The sequence below is a fragment of the Porticoccus sp. W117 genome, from assembly GCF_030341905.1.
Taxonomy (GTDB): Bacteria; Pseudomonadota; Gammaproteobacteria; order Pseudomonadales; family Porticoccaceae; genus SCSIO-12696.
This window is the reverse complement of sequence record NZ_JATAAF010000028.1, coordinates 1-22,261: the sequence shown is the minus strand read 5'-3', so window position 1 is coordinate 22,261 and position 22,261 is coordinate 1. Positions and strand designations below refer to the sequence as shown.

General features: G+C 55.4%; 19 protein-coding genes. 5 read left to right on the top strand and 14 right to left on the bottom strand.

Annotation, left to right across the window (positions count from 1 at the left end; all coding sequences use genetic code 11):
• Positions 1 to 208: 208 nt before the first annotated feature.
• The 3 genes from QSV34_RS13920 to epmB form a co-directional block, all read right to left on the bottom strand.
• Entirely contained in the window at positions 209 to 2,350 is a 2,142-nt protein-coding gene (locus QSV34_RS13920) for an EAL domain-containing protein (RefSeq protein WP_289155687.1), read from the bottom strand.
• Between the two features lie 62 nt (positions 2,351 to 2,412).
• Positions 2,413 to 4,134, bottom strand: a complete 1,722-nt coding sequence (locus QSV34_RS13915; RefSeq protein WP_289155685.1) for a cyclic-di-GMP receptor FimW-related protein — start codon at positions 4,132 to 4,134, stop codon at positions 2,413 to 2,415.
• A gap of 96 nt (positions 4,135 to 4,230) precedes the next feature.
• Complete coding sequence (gene epmB / locus QSV34_RS13910; protein ID WP_289155683.1) at positions 4,231 to 5,247, bottom strand: EF-P beta-lysylation protein EpmB; 1,017 nt, start codon at positions 5,245 to 5,247, stop codon at positions 4,231 to 4,233.
• A gap of 36 nt (positions 5,248 to 5,283) precedes the next feature.
• On the opposite strand from epmB, the gene efp reads away from it, so the two are divergent.
• Positions 5,284 to 5,856 (top strand): elongation factor P, encoded by a 573-nt coding sequence (efp, locus tag QSV34_RS13905; RefSeq protein ID WP_289155681.1) that lies wholly within the window; start codon positions 5,284 to 5,286, stop codon positions 5,854 to 5,856.
• Between the two features lie 137 nt (positions 5,857 to 5,993).
• Positions 5,994 to 6,941 (top strand): EF-P lysine aminoacylase EpmA, encoded by a 948-nt coding sequence (gene epmA, locus QSV34_RS13900; protein ID WP_289155679.1) that lies wholly within the window; start codon positions 5,994 to 5,996, stop codon positions 6,939 to 6,941.
• Positions 6,942 to 7,225: 284 nt separating this feature from the next.
• Here the strand turns inward: epmA and QSV34_RS13895 are convergent, their stop codons facing one another.
• The 10 genes from QSV34_RS13895 to hutI form a co-directional block, all read right to left on the bottom strand.
• On the bottom strand, positions 7,226 to 7,753 hold the full coding sequence (locus tag QSV34_RS13895) for a cytochrome b/b6 domain-containing protein (RefSeq protein WP_289155678.1): 528 nt from the start codon (positions 7,751 to 7,753) through the stop codon (positions 7,226 to 7,228).
• 31 nt (positions 7,754 to 7,784) lie between these two features.
• Positions 7,785 to 8,204: a cytochrome b562 gene (locus QSV34_RS13890; protein ID WP_289155676.1), complete on the bottom strand. Its 420-nt coding sequence runs from the start codon at positions 8,202 to 8,204 to the stop codon at positions 7,785 to 7,787.
• A gap of 290 nt (positions 8,205 to 8,494) precedes the next feature.
• Positions 8,495 to 10,522 (bottom strand): DUF3857 domain-containing transglutaminase family protein, encoded by a 2,028-nt coding sequence (locus tag QSV34_RS13885; RefSeq protein WP_289155675.1) that lies wholly within the window; start codon positions 10,520 to 10,522, stop codon positions 8,495 to 8,497.
• Positions 10,523 to 10,753: 231 nt separating this feature from the next.
• Entirely contained in the window at positions 10,754 to 11,350 is a 597-nt protein-coding gene (trmY, locus tag QSV34_RS13880; protein ID WP_289155674.1) for a tRNA (pseudouridine(54)-N(1))-methyltransferase TrmY, read from the bottom strand.
• A 4-nt stretch (positions 11,351 to 11,354) separates the two neighbouring features.
• Positions 11,355 to 12,128: a hypothetical protein gene (locus QSV34_RS13875; protein WP_289155673.1), complete on the bottom strand. Its 774-nt coding sequence runs from the start codon at positions 12,126 to 12,128 to the stop codon at positions 11,355 to 11,357.
• A complete protein-coding gene (locus tag QSV34_RS13870; RefSeq protein WP_289155671.1) occupies positions 12,128 to 13,174 on the bottom strand; it encodes a 3-deoxy-7-phosphoheptulonate synthase in 1,047 nt (348 codons plus the stop codon). The genes QSV34_RS13875 and QSV34_RS13870 overlap by 1 nt, the downstream gene beginning before the upstream one ends.
• 83 nt (positions 13,175 to 13,257) lie before the next feature.
• Positions 13,258 to 13,458, bottom strand: a complete 201-nt coding sequence (locus QSV34_RS13865; RefSeq protein WP_289155669.1) for a helix-turn-helix transcriptional regulator — start codon at positions 13,456 to 13,458, stop codon at positions 13,258 to 13,260.
• A gap of 645 nt (positions 13,459 to 14,103) precedes the next feature.
• Positions 14,104 to 15,789 carry a urocanate hydratase gene (gene hutU / locus QSV34_RS13860; RefSeq protein WP_289155665.1) on the bottom strand — a complete coding sequence of 562 codons (1,686 nt, stop codon included), beginning with the start codon at positions 15,787 to 15,789 and terminating at the stop codon, positions 14,104 to 14,106.
• 248 nt (positions 15,790 to 16,037) lie between these two features.
• Positions 16,038 to 16,787: a histidine utilization transcriptional repressor HutC gene (gene hutC / locus QSV34_RS13855; RefSeq protein ID WP_289155660.1), complete on the bottom strand. Its 750-nt coding sequence runs from the start codon at positions 16,785 to 16,787 to the stop codon at positions 16,038 to 16,040.
• On the bottom strand, positions 16,784 to 18,046 hold the full coding sequence (hutI, locus tag QSV34_RS13850) for an imidazolonepropionase (RefSeq protein WP_289155659.1): 1,263 nt from the start codon (positions 18,044 to 18,046) through the stop codon (positions 16,784 to 16,786). Before hutI ends, hutC begins: the two co-directional genes overlap by 4 nt.
• A gap of 100 nt (positions 18,047 to 18,146) precedes the next feature.
• Between hutI and QSV34_RS13845 the strand changes: the two genes are divergently transcribed.
• From QSV34_RS13845 to hutG, 3 genes are all read left to right on the top strand, one after another.
• On the top strand, positions 18,147 to 19,514 hold the full coding sequence (locus tag QSV34_RS13845) for a formimidoylglutamate deiminase (protein WP_289155658.1): 1,368 nt from the start codon (positions 18,147 to 18,149) through the stop codon (positions 19,512 to 19,514).
• A gap of 112 nt (positions 19,515 to 19,626) precedes the next feature.
• The gene (gene hutH / locus QSV34_RS13840) at positions 19,627 to 21,153 is read left to right on the top strand and encodes a histidine ammonia-lyase (protein ID WP_289155657.1); all 1,527 of its coding nucleotides are present in this window, start codon (positions 19,627 to 19,629) and stop codon (positions 21,151 to 21,153) included.
• 130 nt (positions 21,154 to 21,283) lie between these two features.
• The gene (hutG, locus tag QSV34_RS13835; protein ID WP_289155656.1) at positions 21,284 to 22,081 is read left to right on the top strand and encodes an N-formylglutamate deformylase; all 798 of its coding nucleotides are present in this window, start codon (positions 21,284 to 21,286) and stop codon (positions 22,079 to 22,081) included.
• Between the two features lie 54 nt (positions 22,082 to 22,135).
• Here the strand turns inward: hutG and QSV34_RS13830 are convergent.
• Positions 22,136 to 22,261: integrase core domain-containing protein (locus tag QSV34_RS13830; RefSeq protein ID WP_289152576.1), on the bottom strand; the 126-nt coding region annotated here is incomplete at its 5' end.

Genomic DNA, 22,261 nt, shown 5'->3' with positions numbered 1-22,261 from the left:
ACGAGCATTAAGAAGATCGTCATCCCCGCGTAGGCGGGGATCCATCGTTGTTATGGTACTAAAGCCTTGAAGTATTGTGGTTTCTGGATTCCCGCTTTCGCGGGAATGACGGTTTTTTTGGGGTGTCTGAAAGTAGTGTCCTTACGCTCAGGGTGACAATTACGCCAGGGCTGCTCGCCGCCCGCAACTCGTAACCCGCAACCGAGAATCACTGATCCCCACTAAAGTCGTAATTCATATGCGGCTGCGGCGCTTGCAGGTAATGCCCCTGAATATAGTGAACCCCCATTTTCCACAGGGTGGGCATCATGGTGGGGTTTTCAATAAAGGGCACGATGATGCATTCGTCGCTGGCTCGCAGGCGGTTGATGACTTCCTCGATCGCTTCTTGGCCAGAGTCGCCTTCCTGGGCTTTGTCCACCAGCATCCGGTCCAGTTTGACGTAGTCCACGGACAGACGCTCCAACATGGTCATCGGATCCAGAGACAGCCCAAAATGGGACAGGGACACCTGGCTGCCCAGCTCTCTCAAGCTCTGGCACACTTCAGTGGCCTGGTTGAGATAACGGCTGATATCCAGTTCCCGCAGCTGGAAGATCAACGCGTTGGTGGGGATGGCAGTCTGTTCAATGGTGTCTTTTATCCAGCTACTGAAATTTGGATCGCAAAAGCTGGCGCGACTGATGTTGATAAACAGGCGGGCATCCGGTGTGGTGTGCAGTTTTTCTTTCAGTTCGATCAACGCCTGGCGAATCACCCAGCGGTCGATATCGGCGCCGGCGTCGGTTTTGAATATCTGGGCAATAAAGTCCACCGGGTAGTCTTTGGGGTTGGCTTCCGGCTTGATGTGAATCAGCACTTCATAGATGGGCAGATTTACACCCTGTAGGCCAATAATGGGCTGGAACAGCAGCTCGTACTGGTCGTTGCCCAGCAGGCGGCGACCCATGGTTTCGGTATTGGCGCCGATTTCTTCAATGGAGGGGGAGAATTCCAACTCGTAGAGGCGGGCGCCGTTGCCCAGCTGGCCACCGCCTTGCTCATCGCGCAGCTTGCCGATGGCATCCACACAGCGGCCAATAGCGCTTTCTACCGTGGTCACGGTTTCCGAAATCACTGTCAGGCCAATGCTCAGGGTGGCGGCAAAGGTCTGTTGCTCGATGGCGATAATTTCCTGGGCCAATTGACCGCAGAGGTTATCCGCCAGTCGCAGGCCGTTGTCGGCGTCGGTGTCTGGCAGCAGCATCACAAAGCTGTCTTCCTGGAAGCGGCTCAGGCTGTGCTGATCCGGGGTGTGCACTTCCACCAGTTCTGCCACCCGATGGAGCAGGTCTTCGGTGAGTTTGATGCCATTTTCTGCGCGCAGATTCTCGAACTGATCCAGTTTGATCAGCATCAGCAGGGAATCTTTGCTCATCTGTGCGGCGCGGCGAATGGCGCCATTGATGTGCTCGATCAGTTTGTGCAGGCGAATTTCGGTAAAGCCGCTGCCGCCACCGGCTTCTTGCTGGGGCACTGGTGCGGGCGCTGCCGCCGCTGTATGGGTACCGTGAAGCGGCTGCTGTTGGCCGCCAGCGGCAAAGAAGTTGTGATTGATGCAGAACTGCAGTGCCGCTTCATCTTCGTATTCGATTTGCGATACCGCCACGGTGAGGTCGATGGGCAGATCGTCGCTGCGCATGCCCTGAAAGTACCGTTCGCTGCTCTCCCAGGTCTCATCGCTGTATTGGGTTTTCAGCAGGGCTTTGATTTGCTCCTGATCCTGTGGAGCGATGGTGTCGATCACTGGCAGGCACAACATTTCGTCCCGGTCCATATACCCGAACAACTGGGCATAGCTGTCGTTGCTGTAGATGTAGGTGCCTTCCTTGATAACGGCAATGGCATCCCGGGAGTTATCCAGCAGCTGCAGGCAGCGGGTTTCCGCCTCGGAATAGCGGCGCTTCCAGTGGCGCAGGCGGCGCCGCTGCCCCAGGTTGTAAAGCGCCCGCGACACCACCAGCAGCAAGTGCTGGTCGTCGTCTACGCCCACCACGTCGGAGGCTCCCAGGCGCAGCCCTTCAACGCGTTTGCCATCCGGATTTTCAGTGATGGTGATCACCGGAATATCGCGGTTGAGGCGGCGGGTGTTGTGGAAGATTGCCTGCATGCTCAGGGTGGTGCACTCGTACTGGGCGAGGATCAAATCCCAGTGGTTGTTTTGCAACAGTTGCGGCAGGTCCGCTTCCGCTTCCACGTGTTTCGGTGACACCTTGTAGCCGGCGTTGCGCAGCAGGCTGGCGAGCCGGTCTGCTTCTTCCACATGGTCGTGGATAAACAGGGTTTTCAAAGTGGTGTCTTGTGGTTGCATAACTTACAGCTTAATCGGTTACGGGTTGGGAATAGTTATTATCGGTCACTTTGTGGGTCTCTTTATTCCTGACGCCCGGTATTTTCCAGGGTAAAGCGACTCACATGACTGGTAGCGTCAATGGGTACCGACAGAGTGGCTACCGCACCGCGCTTGCCCCCAAGCAAGTGTACCCGGTCGCCCTGCTTGAATGGCATCACCGGCAGCAGTACCTGGGGCGGTTGCATCACGCCTTCGTTGGACGTGAGCAACAGCGCTGGCAAATAGGGGCCGGCCGCTTTGTTCTCACGGAGGATGCGCGCTGCTCTGGGGTGGGGCTTCATGGTTAACAGCTCAACCCCCAGCTGCATTTGCAGGTGCGGGGTTATGCGCTTCCAGCGAATCAGGCCCAGTTGCCAGGGTTCGTTTGCTTGATAACGGCAGCACACCACCTCGCCAGGCAATACCTTGGGGTGCTGGCCGCGGGGGAATTCCAGGCAAGCGCCCTGAGCACTTCGGTTGACCAGCTGGGGATACAGATTGTCGCGCTCACTGCTTTGCTCGCCACTGGCTGCTCCGGACAGGCTCATGGCTTTGGCAGAGGGGGTTGCCTCGTTTTTTTGTCGCGCCACGTCCGGTGCATTGCGCCACACATCGCCATCCCGTGGCGCTATCCGTTTGCCGGGGGAGTTGTCCACTTCCTGCAGCTGGAACTTGTCTTTCGAGGGTTCCTGCATGGAGCTGATGGTGCGTAAAAACTGCTCGAAGTTGGTTTCAGCCAGGGCTTTGTGGCTGTAAGACAACCCATACACCAGCTCGACCTGAATGTCGTTTTCGCTGCTGCGCTCCGATTGACGAGAGCTTTCCGCACTCCAGGATTGACACAGGTTGGTGACCAGATGGCGGGCAAAGTTGTCCACCAGGGCAGCGTCCGGGTTGTTATAGAGCTTGCCTTCCAGATAGTTGACCAGGCGCTCCAGATTGAGCGCGCGTACGCCAGACTGTTTGTCGGACTCCAGCTGTGAGCGGTAATAGGGTGGCAGGTCGGCATCGCTGTCCACCACAAACAGGCTGGTGCCGTCGTTGTCTGTCAGGCGCGCGGTATCCACCCACAAAGGTAGCCCTTTAAACAGCCGCTGCAGATCGCTGGCGGGAAATTGCGCCGGGTTGCAGCAGGCAATCAGCAGCAGGCGCACGTAGTCACAGCGAATGCTGAGGCTCTGGCCATCGCTTTGGTGGCCGTGTTTGTGACGCGGTATGCCGCAGTGCTCGGCAATGCGATACAGCAAATGTACATCCGCCCAGAAATGCCGTGGCGTGGCCAGATAGAATTGCAGGGAGCGCAGGTACATAAGGCCAGACACTTCCATGGTGTGAGCGATGGCCTGTACCAATTGTTGTTGTGGCAGGGGTGAAATTTCTTCCTGGCCGATACCGGCCACCACCGTGCGAAAGCCCGCAGCCAAGTGTTTTAGTAATGCCTGGGAGGTGGCGATGGTTTGCGCGGTTTTGGGTGTCAGGCGCACCCGGCTGAGGGCTTCAGCGCATTGCAATACCAACGGGTAAACCTGATTGAGCAGGGCCAGCTTTTGCAGCGCCGGTACATTGAGTGACGACAGTTCTTTCACCAGGCTGTAGAGCGTATTGCTGATACGCGCCGGATCGTCAGCGCCGAGGCGTTCCATAAACAACGCCATAATGTCCGGGTTGTGGTCGCACAGGGAGAGGTGATCGAGCGATTGCGACGGGCCGGACAGGCGCCGACACAAGGCGATCAGTTGTTCATCGTGTTGGGACGTATCCAAACGCGCGCTCCTTGTTGCGAGTGAAAAGTGCGATAGAGAGTGCAGACCCCAGTATAGCGGTTAGTGACTGCTATGGGCACTTACTAAAAGAAATAGTTATAACAGTGGTTGTAGTGGCGTTTTTGACAGGCAACCGGCATCTTCGCGCACCAGCTTGGGCACCAGATAGCCGGGCAGGCGAGTCAGCAATTCGGCGGCCAGTTGCCGGGCGCGTTCCTCTGAAACCGCAAAATGGGCGGCGCCTTGCACTTTATCCAGTACGTGCAAGTAGTAGGGCAGTACGCCTACCTCGAACAGGCGTTGGCTGAGGTCGGCAAGGGTGTCGCTGTTATCGTTGATGCCACCCAGCAGAACCGCTTGGTTCAGCAAGGTGACGCCTGCTTCTTTCAAACGGGCCATGGCGCTGGCTACTGCGCTGTCTATTTCGTTGCCGTGGTTGCTGTGAATCACCACCACCGGCTGCAGACGATGGTTGGTCAGCCAATCCAGGCATTCCGAGGTGACTCGCTGGGGAATCACCACTGGCAGACGGGTGTGAACTCGAAGGCGCTGGATGTGGGGGATGGCAGCAACTTGCTCCGTGAGCCAGGCCAACTGGCGATCGGACGCCGCCAACGGGTCGCCGCCGCTGTAGATGACTTCGTCTATTGTGCTATCGCCAGCGATGTAATCCAGCGCCTGCTGCCACTGCGCCCGGCTCGGCTTATTGTCTTGGTAGGGAAAGTGGCGGCGAAAGCAGTAGCGGCAGTTGATGGCACAGGCGGGGCTGACAATCAGCAAAACCCGACCCCGGTATTTGTGAATCAACCCCGGTGCTGGATTGGTTTGGCTTTCGCCCACGGGGTCAGTGTTGTAGCCGGGTGCGGCGATCAACTCATCGCCCAGGGGCAGTATTTGTTTTAACAGAGGGTCGTCCAGATCGCCTTTGGCGATGCGCTTCAGGTAGGGGTGGGGCACTCGCAGGGGAAAATCCCGGCAGGCGGCGCGGGCTGCGTCCAGTTGCTCATGAGGCAATTGCAGCAGAGCGAACAGTTGTTCCGGGTCGGCGATGCAATTGGATAGCTCCTGTTGCCAGGGAGTGGGCTCCAATACAAGCTGAGTTCGAGGTATCATAGGCGGCTTTTGAATGACCAGTACATAGAGGCAACAATGGCAAACTATTCTACCAACGAATTCCGCAGCGGTCTGAAAGTAATGTTGGACGGCGATCCCTGTTCCATCGTGGAAAACGAATTCGTCAAACCCGGCAAGGGGCAGGCATTCAACCGGGTAAAACTGCGCAACCTGAAATCTGGTCGAGTGTGGGAACGCACCTTTAAATCTGGCGAACAGCTGGAAGGCGCCGACGTGATGGATACAGACATGCAGTATCTCTATAACGACGGTGAAATGTGGCACTTTATGGAGCCCAATACCTTCGAACAGCACCAGGCGGACGAAAAAGCCGTGGGCGATGCTGCCCAGTGGTTGAAAGAGCAGGACACCTGCATTGTCACCCTGTACAACGGCGCGCCACTGTCTGTTACGCCCCCCAACCACGTCGAGCTGGAAATTGTTGAAACCGACCCCGGCCTGCGTGGTGATACCGCCCAGGGCGGCAACAAACCCGCCACCCTTAGCACCGGTGCGGTGGTAAAAGTGCCATTGTTTTTGAATATTGGTGAGGTGGTTAAAGTCGATACTCGTACCGGCGAATATCAAGGCCGCGCTAAAGCGGACTGAATAAAATCGGCTACGAGCAGCGGGTTTCGAGCTGCGAGCAGTATGGTGGTTATCTGTCATTCTGAGCGCAGCGAAGAACCTCGACGTTTGCGGCAAGGGAAAAGATCCTTCGCTGCGCTCAGGATGACGCATTTCTAATGAACTGGCAGCCTTCCGCATCCACCGAAACCCTACGCGCCCGCGCCCATCTGTTGGCGCAGATTCGCCAGTTTTTCCATCAGCGCAACGCCTTTGAAGTAGATGTGCCTGTGTTAGGTGTCACCGGGGTTACCGACCTGCATATCGATTCCATCGCTGCTCAATGCAATGGCGGCGAGTTCTTTCTGCAGTCCTCCCCCGAATATTTTATGAAGCGGCTGCTGGCGGCAGGCAGTGGCGATATTTATTGCCTTGGCAAAGCCTTTCGGGATGGTGAAGCCGGTTCGCGCCACAACCCGGAATTTACCTTGCTGGAATGGTACCGGGTGGGGTGGGATGAACATCGCTTGATGGAAGAAGTGGCGGAATTGCTACGCCATCTACTACCGGATTCTCTGCCGCTGCATAAATTCAGTTATGGGGAATTGTTTCTTCAGCACACAGGGCTTAATCCCCATACCGTTGCCTTGCAAAATCTCCAAACTCTGGCCGGAGAAGTGACAGGCAACCCAGCCTTCAATGAACCCCGCTCCACCTGCCTGGATGCCATTTTCAGTTTTGCTATCGAGCCAAAACTGCCCGATGGGTTGGTGCTGGTGTATGACTACCCGCAGTGTCAGGCGGCGCTGGCTCGTATCCAACCAGACAATAATGGCCAGCCAGTGGCGCGCCGCTTTGAAGCCTTTCTCAATGGTATGGAGTTGGCCAATGGTTACTGGGAGCTGACTTGCCCTAAAGAACAGGCGCGGCGATTTGAAGACGATCGTCAGCAGCGTCGCACTGCGGGCAAGGCAGAGATTGAGGCCGATGGGAAGTTACTGGCGGCAATGCAAAGTGGTATGCCGGAATGTGCCGGTGTCGCTCTGGGAGTGGATCGGTTATTGATGCAATTGCTCGGTGAGCAAAGTATCGAGGCTGTTATGGCTTTTCCCTTGTCCCAGGTTTAAGCCCCAGGTTTAAGTCGCGGCTTTAGCCACCGTCTTTAGGGCACTTCTAATAATTGCTTGCGGCCTCTGGCTTTCAGGCTGCTCTGCCATCAAGGCGCGGCTTCGCAGGCATGCTGACTGCCTGTCAAGAAGGCGCAACACCGAGGGCAGAGCAGCCTGAAAGCCCCGAAGGGCGCGGCCTGACAAACGTTATCGCTGTGTTGGCTCACTTGCCAAGGACAACCAGCCTTGCCCTGCGCGAGCCGCCTTGCGATAACGCTTGTCAGGTTGCGCAGAGGCCATAATCAATTTTTAGAAGTGCCCTTAAAACGCCCCAACACCATCGCGCGTATCAGGTTAACCCGTAGCCACAGCGATGTGAGCACCACCGCACTCACATGCACAATCACCAGATAGAAAAGCCATTGCACGATACGCCGATGCCAGATGTCCACGCCGTTATCAAAGCCCCAATCTGTGTCCTGTAGCCAACCGGTGAATGCGGCACTGGCCAGTCCCAGCCACATCAGGTAAATGGCAATGGCGCCAAACGGGTTGTGGCCAACGGTGTTGGGTTGCTGGCGATGTTTGATGTGTTGCAGATGCTCGCCAGCAGTGCGGCGGCGAGGTAGAAAATCTTTTAGGTGGTTGGGCCCTTTGGCGAAGGTTAAACCCCACAGCAAACGCAGGCCCACAAGACTGAGAATAATCCAACCGATATTGATATGGGCATCGTAGCCCGGCTCGGTGTAGAAATAATTGGTCAGAAACAGCGCCGCCACCGACCAGTGAATAACGCGGACAACAATGTCCCATTTAGCGGTGGCGGGCATGGCTATTTTCGCAGCGGAAATTTCTGAAAAACTATTTGCGCCACTCTACATTAAAGTGATCGTGGGCACCTTTTTTGATATCGCGGAATTTTTTCACAATGGCCGTGGCGCCGTCTTTGTCACCGGCTTCCGCCAGTGCCAGGGCTTTGTCCACTTGCGCTAAAAACTCATCCATGCCTTTTTGATACTCACCCACCTGTGGCGTACCTTCTACCATGATGGTGGGTATCAGGTCGCGATTTTTACTGCTGAATTTTTTTACTTTTTTGAGAATTTTGGCCACGTCTTCTGCGGTTTCTGCAGAGCGCATACCGCGCAATGCACGGCCAACTTGCTTAAAGTTTTTCGAAACCACGCTGTCTTCATCGGGAAAAGCCGCAAAGCTGTTGGGGGCGAAAACAGGGCTGGATAACAGCAGAACGATGGACAGAGTGTAAACAAATTTTTGCATGTCGAATTCCTTGGCGATATGGCTGGGGTGGGCAAAAGTCTACAGATACTCCGAGTGCAGGCAAGCTGTTAGGCTGTAAATGATTGTTAAAAATTATCTAATGGTGAGGGAAGCCTCAGGAGACTTTCCATTATCAGGTGTATAACGATGGTGCAACTGGATCAAAAAAATAACAATCATTAGTGTGTGGGCGAGAATTTCACTGTGGGTATCTCTACCGACACAGACCAGAAATTTGGCACTGTCGGTGGGTGCGGCGTGGGTGCGAAGGATAAAGGTGCGCATGGTGGTTACTGTGGCTCGGCTTGAGGCAACTCGATCTCGACCTCGATATCTATGGCGGGGGCGTCTAGGTACAGATGGTAATAGTTGGCCAGCTCGCGCAGTTTCTCAATGTCTTCCCGGTATTGTTGGTAGTCTTCCGGTAGCACATGGTCGGTTTTGCTAACCATACGATATTCCAGCACGTAATACTCATCCTGCCAGCTGGAGTTGGTGGTGAAGTGAAAGTGGGTTGTGTCCAGTTCTTTTTCCAGGGGCTTCATATCAAATGAACGGGGCACTTTAAAACGCAGTCGCTCCACCATGGTAAAAGGGTGGTTGAGCTGATAGGGGTAGCGGCGTTCGGCTTTGGGGGGTACCTGATATTCCTGGCGCAGTTTGCAGGGGTGGTGTTTGAAATGGTATTTGCCTTCGTCCTCGTTAAACTGCCATGCTTTCGGCAGGCGATAAGAGGATTCAATAATCACCTGATTGTCCTGGGGAGCGTCCCGGTAGCTGGCCGGCGAAGTTTGTTCCAACTTGTCGAAATGGCTTTTCAGGTGATTCCAGGTTTCCTTGTTCAATTCGTAGGTGCCGTAGTTTGCCAGTATTGAACGAGCCGCGTCTGCATTGATGCCGGTGAATACTTCTGTGTCGACGATCTGTGCTTCAGCGAGGGGTATATTACCCAGGTCGAAACTGATTTCATGGAGACGGTGAAAGCCTTTATCGCCTAGTTCCGGGCTGGGAATTTCCACCGGCTTGCGGCTTTTTTTATTCAGTACCAGCGCTTTACTGTAGTAAAACACCGGCTCCAGAGATGCTGGTCGGTTGGGCTGTGGCAGGGCGGTTGGGTCGAGCCAATACTCTTTACGGCCAGACTTGACATGCACAATGGCGTGGTCAAACGCCGATACCGAAGGCAGGCGCAAGTCCAGCAGTTTGGGGCCAGCGGAATTTACCAGTGCCGGCCAGGCGTCGATTTTTAGTTCTTTGAGCAGTGCCTGTAGCAGTACCGCCTTATCTTTGCAGTCACCATAGCCCCTTTGCAAGGTCATGGCCGGTGCAAATGGCCGGTGGCCATTGCGGCCAATGCCTGGTCCCAGGTAGCGCACATTGGCCTGCACGTAATTCAAAGCCTGGCGAATTTGCTCTTCCTGGGAGCTGGCACTGGCGGCGATTTGCTGGGCAATTTCAGCGACTTTTGGATCCGTCATTGGCACATCGAAACGACTAACTCCCCAGCGGGCAACAGCGCGCCAATTGTCCAGATTGGTGTATTCGAGCAGAGGCACTGGTGAAAACCATTGGGGGGTGCGCTGTTCAATTTCAATGCGCTCAATGTCGTCGATATCCCACACGTATTCACGGCCTTTGTCGGTTTTTGTAACCTTGGGTTCTTCATGACCGGCGTGCAGTTTGACCTGGAGCTTGTCTTTTTTCGGCACCAAGATACGGCGATAAATGTTGCTGATATCAGCACCCATCTGGTGATAGATGCCTTCGTACAAGCCGTGGTAGGTGGGGTCTTGGCCTTCAATGGTTACCGCATAATCGATAACGTCGCCCATTTTTATATTGCCCGCCAGCAGTACAACGGTGGTGGCGAGGTTATCCAGGTGAGACTGGGTAGTGGTGTCTTCACGAACAAAGCGCGTCTGGATGGAGTCACGCATATCGAGCACTTCGCCGTTGCGGTAAACGCGTACGTAGTGCACTTTGAACGTCTGGTGTTGTGGAATATAGGCAAAGCTGATGTTGGACAGCTGGTTGACTGCCACCATGGTATGGGCGGCAAACGCATTGCGTGAAAAATAAGCCATGCTATCGGCGGAATGCCGAATCTGATGCTCATTGGTGACAAACTCAAAGCCCATCTGAAGTTCGGCCGCAGGCTTTAGTGAATCCAGTTTTAATGGCCTATCAACCACCCACTCCGGCAGCGGATGGAAGTTCAGGTCTTCGGCCAGGGTTGGTGTTGCTAACAGCGCGAAGACCAACATAAACAGGGTGCGAAATGCACAGTGGGAGTGCGTACGTATGGGGGTGTGGTGCATGGTACCTCCTGGTAAATGCTGTCCTGAAAAAGCGGTTAGGCAATACTATGCACCAAAATTCTGAGCTCGGTAAAGCAGGCTAATTAATTGCCATTGCCAGGCGCTCCAAGACCGGCAGTGTCTCTGCGGGCGATAAACTGTCATCGGTGATGCTTTGGCCGTCCACCTATTTTTGATTGCCGCCAGCTCTTACACGGAGCCGGCGATCAATCCTTGAGTAGTAAATAGTTGTTAAATTTGACTATCCAGATGGTGATGAATCAACACCACACACTGGGAGGCAAATAGCATGGTATTACCTAAACTGATTTTTTCCGCCCCCAAACGTTTCAGACTGTTGAAACTTTTTTTCGGCATGGGGATATGGTCGGTCAGTAAAAAGCAGGGGTTCTCGCCAAAATCAGTGTCACCGATTGCCTGGCCTTTTTTATCCATCACGTAAAGCTGATGATTTTCCGCCAAGCTCTGCACCAGTTTTTCAAAACTGAGTGTGCGCACGGCAATCCCTGGTTCAACGATTTTTTCCTGCTCTTTGCCCATACCTCGGGATACGTCCAGCGCAGAGGCGATTTTGCTTAACCACGCTTGCTCGTGAAAGCCACCGATATTTTCCAATTGGTCAGCGACAAAGGTAATGGTGCGGGAAAAATCCCGAGTGCTTTCCAACACCAAATGCACCACCACATCGGCGCGGTGTGACTGGGCCACAAAAATGGCATTCATCAAAGTGTGGGCAAGAATTTCACTGTGGGCATCGCCGCCGACACCAGCCAGCAGTTTGGCGCTGTCGGTGGGAGCGGCGCGGGCGCGCAGAACAAAAGTGCGCACGGGGCTAATCTCCAGATACCAATTGCTGCAGTTGCGTCAGCTGATTGCTGTGAGTCTGCAATTGTTTTTGCGCCCGTTTATAGGTGCCTTTCAGGTGGCTTTTCAGGTGTTGAAAAAGGTGGCGGTTATCGATGCCTTTTACATGACAGAAAATTGCCAACCCTACCAGCGACTCCCGCTCCGACAACACCGCGCTGCGGTTGGCCGCCGGGTCGTAGCAGCTGCCACAGCCGGTGCGAAACTGGTAGGCGGAATTGGTGAGCAGCAAGCCAAAGCCCATAAAAATCGCCACCACTTCGGTAGCTTGGGCGACATAGTCACTGCCGCCGGGCGGCGTTTGCCCAGACTGATACACCAGGTGTTGCGCCACCAGGTGGCCAAAAGCGGCGGCCATGGCCTGGGGTTGTTTGGTTTGCTGGGGCTGGTAGCTGACAATCAGGCGCATGGGTGCGCTTTCTGTGCCTGTTTCACTGTTGTTTCGCTGACTGCTATCCAGTGACAATTGTGGTACTGGCGCGGCAATAAAATTCTCCGGGCTGACCAGGGTAAATGGCCAGTGGCTTAAACCGGCGTAACCGATTACCCGGCTAAAAATCGCCTGCGCCATGCCGTGCACACTGTTGACTCTGTCGGGGAAAAATTCATTGCTGGGCAGCACCAGCTTACATTGCTGCAGTGCCTTTCGGTCGAAGTGCTCAATAGCCCACTGAAAGCAATCCAACAGCCAGGCAACACTGGCGTCGTCGATAACGGGTTTGGGCTTGAGCAACGACAGCATCAGCGAACAGCGGCTGCCAGTTTTTCCAGAACTGGCAGAGTGTCGGATAACGACAGACAACCGTCGGTGATACTCTGGCCATACATCAGTGGCTGGCCATCCACCTGTTTTTGATTGCCGGCCACTAAATGGCTTTCCAGCATAACGCCGCGAATGGCGCTTTCACCATTTTGCATTTGCTCGGCAATAGCTTCCGCCACCAACGGTTGGTTTTCAGGTTTTTTGAGGCTGTTGCCATGGCTGCAATCAATAACCAGATTTGGGGTTAAGCCGCCTGCTTGCAAAGCCGACTTGGCGTCGCTCACGGCTTTTGCGTCGTAATTGGGGCCGCTGACATTGCCGCCGCGCAAAATCATGTAACAGTGCGGGTTGCCACTGGTTGCCAGAATGGCGGGGGAGCCCTCTTTGGTGAGTGATGGGAACCAGTGCGGGTGGCTGGCGGAACGAATGGCGTCCACCGCCACTTGCATATCGCCGTCGGTGCGGTTTTTAAAACCCACTGGCATCGACAGGCCGGATGCCAGCTCTCGGTGCACCTGGCTCTCCACGGTACGGGCGCCGATGGCGGCAAAGCTCACCAGGTCGGCGTAGTATTGTCCTATTGTGGTGTCGAGAAATTCCGAGGCGGCGGGCAGTCCCAACTCCGCCACATCCAGCAACAACTGACGGGCGATTTTCAGCCCTTTGTTGATCTGAAAACTGCCGTCCAGATCCGGGTCGTTGATCAGCCCTTTCCAGCCCACTACGGTGCGGGGTTTTTCAAAATACACCCGCAGCACAATAAACAGCTTGTCACTGTATTGTTCAGAGGCCGCTTTAAGCTGGCGAGCGTAATCCATAGCCGCCGCCGGGTCGTGAATTGAGCAGGGGCCAACCATCACCAGCAGGCGTTTGTCTTTGCCACTGAGAATGTTTTCGATGGTGGTGCGCGACTTGGCAATCAGTTGAGCGCTGTTGGCAGACAGAGGTAATTCATTGCTGAGAATAGCTGGTGCCAGCAGAGGCTGGCTGTGACGAATGCGCAGGTCGTCCGTACGGGTGGACATGGTTTACTTCCAATCGGTTTGCAAAGGCGGCGATTGTAGCATCGAGAAGAGAGAAAAATTGAAGAAGTTAATCTTGTGTTCTATCAGGACTCGACTTCATCACTAAAGATATCTTCGATAGCCAATTCAAATAGCCGAGCTGTCTTGAATGCCAGCGGTAAGCTAGGATCAAATTTACCTTTTTCGATGGCGTTAATTGTTTGTCGAGAAACGGATAGCTGTTCGGCCAAGTCGGCTTGAGTCCAGTCTTTTTCAGCACGAAGAACCTTTAGACGATTTTTCATCGGTATCTCCGAGAGCCTACTAATATACAAATCGAAAATGTGACTCCCATTAGACACAACAGTGGCCCTATTAGAGGCTCAAAGGAAATCAGTTGTGCGGTTTTCAACGCCTGGTAACTGGAGCTGCAGATTAACAAAACACCCAGTGTTATGGCTGAAGCATCGAGGAAAATTTTCCGCTCCATCTCGTCTGCTCCTCTCAGATATTTTACCTGCGCAAGTATCATCACTACGCCAATACCTAAATTAAGAGCTACTGCCAGGGTGGATAGCAAGGTATTGAAATTCCAAATGAGCTTGGGGCCAAAGCTCAGTAGTGCACAGGTCACAACCCAGGTTGCAGTCCAGTACATCAAGCGAGTTGCGTTCTTTTTTACTGTGCTTTCCCAAGAACTGGGAGCTTTCTTTAATGGGGTCATGGGTTAAGCCTCTTTTTGTAGTCTGTGCTTCAAAAAGTAAGACTAGATTGATATAAAGTCAAGCATATTTGACATTATGTAATGTTTTATAGTCTTTGGGTTGGCTTTAATTGAATAGGTTAATGTTGCGTCATCGCGAGCGCAGCGCGGCAATCTCCATCAGGCTGGCAGTGAGCTGGTGGAGATTGCCACGCCGCTACGCGGCTCGCAATGACGGGTTGGGGGGTTAACCTAGCTCAATCGCCGGCAAATTCAACCCATGCTCTTTGGCACACTGCTTGGCAATGTCGTAGCCAGCATCCGCGTGACGCATAACACCAGTCGCTGGGTCGTTCCACAGCACGCGCTCAATACGCGCCGCCGCTTCGTCAGTGCCGTCGCAGCAAATCACCACACCGGAGTGCTGTGAGTAACCCATGCCGACGCCGCCGCCGTGGTGCAGGGATACCCAGGTGGCGCCACCGGCGACGTTGAGCATGGCGTTGAGCAGCGGCCAGTCGGATACCGCGTCGGAGCCATCCATCATGCTTTCGGTTTCCCGGTTGGGGCTGGATACGGAGCCGGAATCCAGGTGGTCGCGGCCAATCACTACCGGTGCTTTCAGCTCGCCGTTTTTCACCATGTCGTTAAACGCCAGACCCAGCTTGTGGCGCAGGCCCAGGCCCACCCAGCAGATGCGCGCCGGCAGGCCCTGGAATTCGATGCGCTCGCGAGCCATGTCCAGCCAGTTGTGCAGATGCGGGTCGTCGGCGATGATTTCTTTCACCTTCTGGTCGGTTTTGTAGATATCTTCCGGGTCGCCGGACAGGGCCGCCCAGCGGAACGGGCCGACGCCACGGCAGAACAGCGGGCGGATGTAGGCGGGCACAAAGCCGGGGAAGTCAAAGGCGTCTTTGATGCCTTCGTTATAGGCTTCCTGGCGGATGTTGTTGCCGTAGTCCACGGTGGGGATGCCGGCGTTGCAGAAATCCAGCATGGCCTGCACTTGCACCGCCATGGATTTGCGCGCTTCCGCGGCCACCATTTCCGGGTGGCTGTGGGCGCGCTCGCGCCACTCGGCTACGGTCCAGCCGATGGGCAGGTAGCCGTTAACAGGGTCGTGGGCGGAGGTCTGGTCGGTCACCAGATCCGGCTTGATGCCGCGTTTTACCATTTCAGGAAATACTTCCGCGGCATTGCCCAGCAGGCCGATGGAGATGGCTTCGCCTTTGGCCAATGCGTCGTTAAGCATCTCCATGGCTTCGTCCAGACTGTAGGCTTTTTTGTCGATGTAGCGGGTGCGCAGGCGAAAGTCGATGCGGGTTTCGTCGCACTCAACAGCGATCATGCAGTAACCGGCCATGGCACCGGCCAGTGGTTGGGCGCCGCCCATACCGCCGAGGCCGCCGGTAAGAATCCACTTGCCTTTGGTGTTGCCATCGAAGTGCTGGCGACCGGCTTCCACGAAGGTTTCGTAGGTGCCTTGCACAATGCCCTGGGAGCCAATGTAGATCCAGGAGCCGGCGGTCATCTGGCCGTACATCATCAGGCCTTTGCGATCCAGCTCGTTAAAGTGCTCCCAGTTGGCCCACTCCGGTACCAGGTTGGAGTTGGCGATCAGCACGCGGGGGGCGTCTTTGTGAGTCTTGAAAACGCCAACCGGCTTGCCGGATTGCACCAGCAGGGATTCGTCGTCATTCAGCTCTTTCAGCGCCTCGATAATTTTGTCGTAGCACTCCCAGTTGCGCGCCGCGCGGCCAATGCCGCCGTATACCACCAGGTCTTCCGGGCGCTCTGCCACATCCGGGTGCAGGTTGTTTTGCAGCATGCGGAAGGGCGCTTCGGTGAGCCAGCTTTTGCAGGTCAGTTCAGTGCCGGTGGGGGAGGCGATGTTGCGGCTTGGGTCGTGGCGGGTGCCGATGGTGTTGGTCATGTCGGTGATCTCTCTTGGTGCTAAACGTTAAACAGTGGTGTAGTTGCTAAGCGGTCGCACGTCGCACGTCTGACGTCGCACGCTAAAGGCAGTGCAGGGCTTCGATTGATGCAAGCAAAGCCCGGGCAATTCGGAGCACAAAATAACCCGTGCCCTCAGGAGTTCAGCTAATACTCGTTGGGTTTAGCGTGCGACGTGCGACGTCAGACGTGCGACCCTGCTCCGAATCAGCAAATTCACTCCGAAAATCAATTATTCGTCGCGTACCTCGCCCCCAGGTCATACCTCGTACTCGGATAAGTAAAGTCCGCCAACGTCACCACGGCAGCGTTTTTCCAGGTGCGGCGGCTCAGGCGCAGGCAGGGTTCGCCAACCGGGATGGCGAGCATTTCCCGCAGCTCTTCGACCGGCATAACGGCGCGCACGATGTGCTCCATTTCGTCCGGGCGGTAGAGTTCCATGAGGTATTGAGTGGGCGTGATGGTTGAGAAGTCGGTGGTCAAAAATTCCGGTGCCAGTTGCGGGTTTACCCAGCGGTCTTCCAGTTGAATGGGCACGTCGTTTTGAAAGTGCAGCATCACGATATGGAACAGGGTGGTGCCCACAGTTACTTCCATGCGCTGAGCCACTTCGCCCAGCGCCTGTTCCGCCTGCAGGTGCCACAGGTCGGCGCGGTGTACTTTGCCCTGGGCGCGAATTTCGTCGGCGATGTCCTGAATTTCAATCAGGCTGGCGTGGCGCGGCGGCTCCGCCACAAAGGTGCCAACGCCGTGTACCCGCTCCAGATAGCCTTGTTGGGTCAGCTCCCGCAGCGCCCGATTGATAGTCATGCGGCTGACGCCCAGGTCTTCCACCAGGGTATTTTCCGACGGCACCTTCTCGCCTTTGGCCCATTCGCCGGAGCGGATTTTGTGAATGATGGAATCCTGAATCTGCTGGTACAGGGGCACTGCGCTGTTGCGGGGCAGAGCTTTCAGGTTGGTTGATTGCTGGCTCATTGTGCTGCCCTCGGTTGACCGGCAAACAAAACTTTCTGGCAGGGCAGATCGGCCACCAGGTAACTCAGTTGTGCCGGATTTTTTGCCCGCCACAGCACCAGGTCGGCGCGCTTGCCCACTTCCAGAGTGCCCACTTCATCAATGATGCCAAGCGCTTTTGCGGCATTGCGGGTAACGCCGGCAAGAGTTTCTTCCGGCGTCATATGGAACAGGGTGCAGCCCATGCTGAGCATTAGCAGCAGCGACACTACCGGAGACGAACCGGGGTTGCAATCGGTAGCCAGGGCGATGGGCACACCGGCGTCGCGCAATGCCTGGATGGGTGGCAGTTTGGTTTCCCGCAGGCAGTAGAAGGCACCGGGTAAAACAACCGCAACAGTACCGCTGGCTTTCATGGCGGCGATATCGTCGCTGTTCAGGTATTCCAGGTGGTCGGCGGACAGGGCGTTGTACCGGGCCGCCAGTCCGGAACCGCCCAGGTCAGAAAGTTGTTCGGCGTGCAGTTTCACTGGCAGGCTGTGTTTTTTTGCCGCTTCAAAGACCCGTTCGGTTTGCGCCACGGAAAAGCCAATGCCTTCGCAAAAGGCATCCACGCAATCCGCCAACCCCTCGGCGTGAATAACGGGCAGCATCTCGTTGCACACCATATCGATATAGTCGTCGCTACGATCCTGATACTCAGGAGGCAGGGCATGTGCGCCGAGAAAAGTGGTCTTTACGGAAACTGAAAAATCGTTGCCCAGTTTGCGAGCCACCCGCAGTTGTTTGGCTTCGTGTTCCAGCGCCAGGCCGTAGCCGGATTTGATTTCCACGGTGGTTACGCCATCGGCCATCAGGCGTTTAAGGCGGGGCAGGGCGTGCTCATAGAGCTCATCTTCGCTGGCGGCGCGGGTGGCTTTGACGGTGGAGACAATACCGCCACCGGCGCGGGCAATTTCTTCGTAGCTGGCACCGTTCAGGCGCATCTCAAATTCAGCGGAGCGATCGCCGCCGTACACCAGGTGGGTGTGGCAATCGATTAGGCCGGGTGTCACCAACTGGCCATTGCAATCGGTTACTTCCTCCGCCAGTGCTGCCGGCTCGCCGGGCAAGTCTGACATGTTGCCAGCCCATACGATGCGGTCGCCCTGAGTGGCAATGGCGCCGTGTTCGATCATGCCATAGGCACTGCCGCCTTGGCTCCCATTGAGGGACATAGTCGCGATGCGGGCGTTAATCCACAGGTGGTTCCAGCGGTTGTCAGTGGCTGAGTCAGTCATTACAAAAATCTAGTTGTATATACATGTATGGTGCATGCTATACTGCCCGCCCTTGAGATTCAATCCCGGCCGTGTAAATTTTTATGAAAGCTCTTTGTTTATGAGAACCCTGTTTGCCAAATCTGCGTTGTTGCCCAATGGCTGGGCCAGCGATGTTGAAATCGATATCGCTGAAAGCGGTGATATCGCGGCTGTGCGTACAGGTGTGACTAATTCTGCTGCACCACAACTGCAGGGTGCCGTGTTGCCGGGTATGCCCAACCTGCACTCCCACGCCCACCAACGGGCCATGGTGGGTTTGGCGGAAAAGGCAGGGCAGTCGCAAGACAGCTTCTGGACCTGGCGGGAAGCCATGTACGCCTACCTGGGCAAGATGCAGCCACAACAATTGCAAGCAGTGGCGGCGCAGCTGTATGTGGAAATGCTCAAGTTCGGTTACACCAATGTGGCGGAGTTTCAGTACCTTCACCACGACCAGAATGGCAACCCCTACGCCAATCGCGCCGAGATGACCTTGCGCTGCCTGCAGGCAGCGCGCGATGCGGGTATAGGCATCACCTTGCTGCCCGTTCTGTATCGCTATGCCGGGTTTGGTGGTCAGGCGCCGGTGCCGGGGCAAAAACGTTTTCTCAATGATGCAGATGGATTTTTGGAAATTGTCGATGAACTGCAAAAAGCAGTTGCTGAAGACAGCAATGCCGTAGTGGGTATTGCGCCGCATTCCCTGCGCGCGGTAACGCCTGAACTGTTAAATCATGTATTGGCTTCTTTTTCGACAGGGCCAGTGCATATCCATATCGCCGAGCAGATTCCGGAAGTGGAAGCCTGTCTGGAATGGAGTGGCAAGCGCCCGGTGGAGTGGTTGCTGGAGAACTTTGCTGTGGATCAGCGCTGGTGTCTTATTCACGCCACTCACCTCACTGATCAGGAAATTACCACTTTGGCCAACAGCGGCGCGGTTGCCGGTATCTGCCCCACCACAGAAGCCAATTTGGGTGATGGCATTTTCCCAACAGCAAGCTATTTGCAGCAGGCGGGCGTATTTGGCATCGGCTCCGACAGCCAGGTCAGCATCAACCCGGCAGAAGAATTACGTTGGCTGGAATACGCCCAGCGCCTTACTACCAATGGTCGCAATGTTCTGGCCGCAGAAGCGGGGGCCAGCACTGGTCGCACTCTGTTTGACGGTGCTCTTGCAGGTGGTGCACAGGCCTGCGGTCGCAATATTGGCAAACTTGAAGTGGGTTGCCGGGCCGATCTGGTGGTGCTGGATAGTGATCACCCCCGTTTGGTTGGGCGCAGCGGTGATGACCTGCTGGATAGCTGGATTTTCGGCTGCGACGACAACCCGGTGAAAGATGTTTTTGTTGGCGGCAATCAAGTGGTTGCCGATGGCGTACATATTTTTGAGCCGCGGATTGAAGAAGAATTTAAAGCTGCGGTTGTTGAACTGAACTCGTCATCCTGAGGAGCCTTTCCATAAAGAAAGGCGACGTGAGGATCTCAGATACTGAAACTTGTGAGATCCTCACGCGGCTGCGCCGCTCAGGATGACAATAATCACGTAAAAAGGTAGCAATATGTCTTTTGAACTAAACCTTAACCCCGGAGAGCTGACCCTTTCCGACCTGCGCAATATCTTTCGCCACAAAACCACTATCGTGGTGGACGACAGCCGCTGGGGTATTGTCGAAAAATCCCGCCAACGGGTCATCGATACCATCGACAGTGGTGAAACGGTGTATGGCATCAACACCGGTTTTGGCCGCCTGGCGCAGACTACCATCGACCGCGACCAGCTGGGCACGTTGCAGCGCAATCTGGTGTTGTCCCACGCTACAGGTGTTGGCGAAAATCTCTGCGAAAACACCGCGCGGCTGATGACGGTGATGAAAATTGGCTCGCTGATGCGTGGCTTTTCCGGTATTCGCCGGGAAGTGATTGAGCTGATGATCAATATGATCAACGCCGGCATGGTGCCCGCTATTCCCAGTCAAGGGTCGGTTGGTGCTTCCGGCGACCTGGCGCCGCTGGCCCATATGAGCATGCCGCTGATTGGCGAGGGCGAAGTGATTTGGGGTGGCGAAGTGATGGCCTCCCGCGATGCATTGACCAAAGCGGGTCTGGCCCCCATCGAGCTGGCGGCGAAAGAAGGGCTGGCGTTGATGAATGGTACTCAGACGTCTACGGCGCTGGCGTTAAAAGGCCTGTTCGAGGCTGAGGTGAACTTCAACGCGGCGGTTACCGCCGGTGCCATGAGTACTGAGGCCAGCCTTAGTGCTCGTTCCCCTCATGTTCACGAAATCCACATGGTGCGCGGCCAGCCGGGGCAAATTGAAGCGGCGCGCATGTATCGCGAGCTGTTGACCGATAGCGAAATCAATCAATCCCACAGCGATTGCGCCAAGGTTCAGGATCCGTACTGCCTGCGTTGCCAGCCTCAGGTGATGGGAGCGATTCTTGACCAGATGCGTTACGCCACCACCACTTTGGTGACCGAAGCCAACGGCGTTACCGATAACCCGCTGGTGTTTAACGAGGAAGTGGGGGTGATTTCTGGCGGTAACTTCCACGCCGAGCCGGTGGCCATGGCCGCCGACAATCTGGCCATTGCTATCGCCGAAATTGGTGCTTTGTCAGAGCGCCGGGTGGCTATGCTGATCGATGCCGCCATGAGTCAGTTACCGCCGTTCCTGGTAAAGGATGCCGGCTTGAACTCTGGTTTTATGATCGCCCACGTGACTGCCGCGGCGCTGGCCAGTGAGAACAAATCCCACGCCCACCCGGCGTCGGTAGACAGCCTGCCCACTTCTGCCAACCAGGAAGATCATGTGTCCATGGCCACCTACGCCGGTCGCCGTTTGGGTACCATGAACGAAAACGTGCGCAATATCGTTGCCATTGAACTGCTGTGTGCCGCCCAAGGCATCAGCCTGCGCCGCCCACTGAAATCCAATGAACAGCTGGAACACTTCCACAGCGAAATTCGCAATGTGGCCGCGGAGTGGGATCAGGATCGTTACTTCAAGCCTGACATTGATGCGGTGAGGGAGTTGATTGAAGCCGATGTGTTTGGTGACAGGATTGGGGCGTACTTAGAGGGGTGAGTCTCGAAGGCTAACGCCTTCTCGGGGAGATGTGAGACGAGAGACGGGAGACGAACCACTCCGTAGTTGGATCGGTGCTCTCCGTCTCACATCTCTCATCTCCCGTCTCCCTTTGACAATCGGAGCACCAATGACACCCATTTACGAACTCATCCGCGGCACGTCGCCGCTAATCATCTCCATGCCCCACTCCGGCCTGGAACTGCCCGCCGAACTGGCGGAGCGTATGACGCCAGTGGCCAAAAGCCTGAAAGATACCGACTGGCATATTCCCCAGCTCTACGACTTTGTTAAGGAGTTGGGTGCTACGGTTATCAAAGCCAACTACAGCCGCTACGTGGTGGATTTGAATCGCCCGGCGAGTGGCGAGAGCCTCTATCCCGGCCAAGCCACCACCGGCACGTGCCCAGTGATTACTTTTGAGGACGAGCCACTTTATTTAGCGGGCAAGGAGTTTACCGACACTGAACTGCCCCAACGAATTGCCGCTTATTGGCAGCCCTACCACTACGCTCTGGCGGCTGAGATTGAACGGGTCAAAACCGAGCACGGTTTCTGCCTGCTCTACGATGCCCATTCCATACGCTCCCATGTGCCACGGCTTTTTGAGGGAGAATTGCCGACCTTAAATTTAGGCACCGCACGGGGTGAGAGTTGTGACTCGGAACTGAGCGAAAAACTCGAGTCGGTGTTGGCAGGCCAGAGCCAGTTTCAGTGGGTGGCCAATGGCCGCTTTGTGGGGGGCTATATCACCCGCCATTACGGTCAGCCGGATAATGGTGTGCATGCTGTACAGATGGAATTGGCGCAAAGTGCCTATATGGCGGAAGATGACAGCAATGCTTATCTGCCGGAGAAAGCCGCAGTTTTGCAGGCGCTGTTGCGTCAGCTGTTGCAAACCATGTTGCAGTGGCGTTCGGGGCACTGATTCCTCATCGGGAAATCATTGCTGTGTCTTGTCCTGATATAGGTTGACACTATTTCAGGTTAAAAACGCCCGATGGACTTCATCGGGCGTTTTGTATTTTAGAGCCATATGCGGCCGCCGTTTATTGTATAACTCAACAGATTCTTCCACCATGACGGTAGCCTGCTCAATATTTTCAGG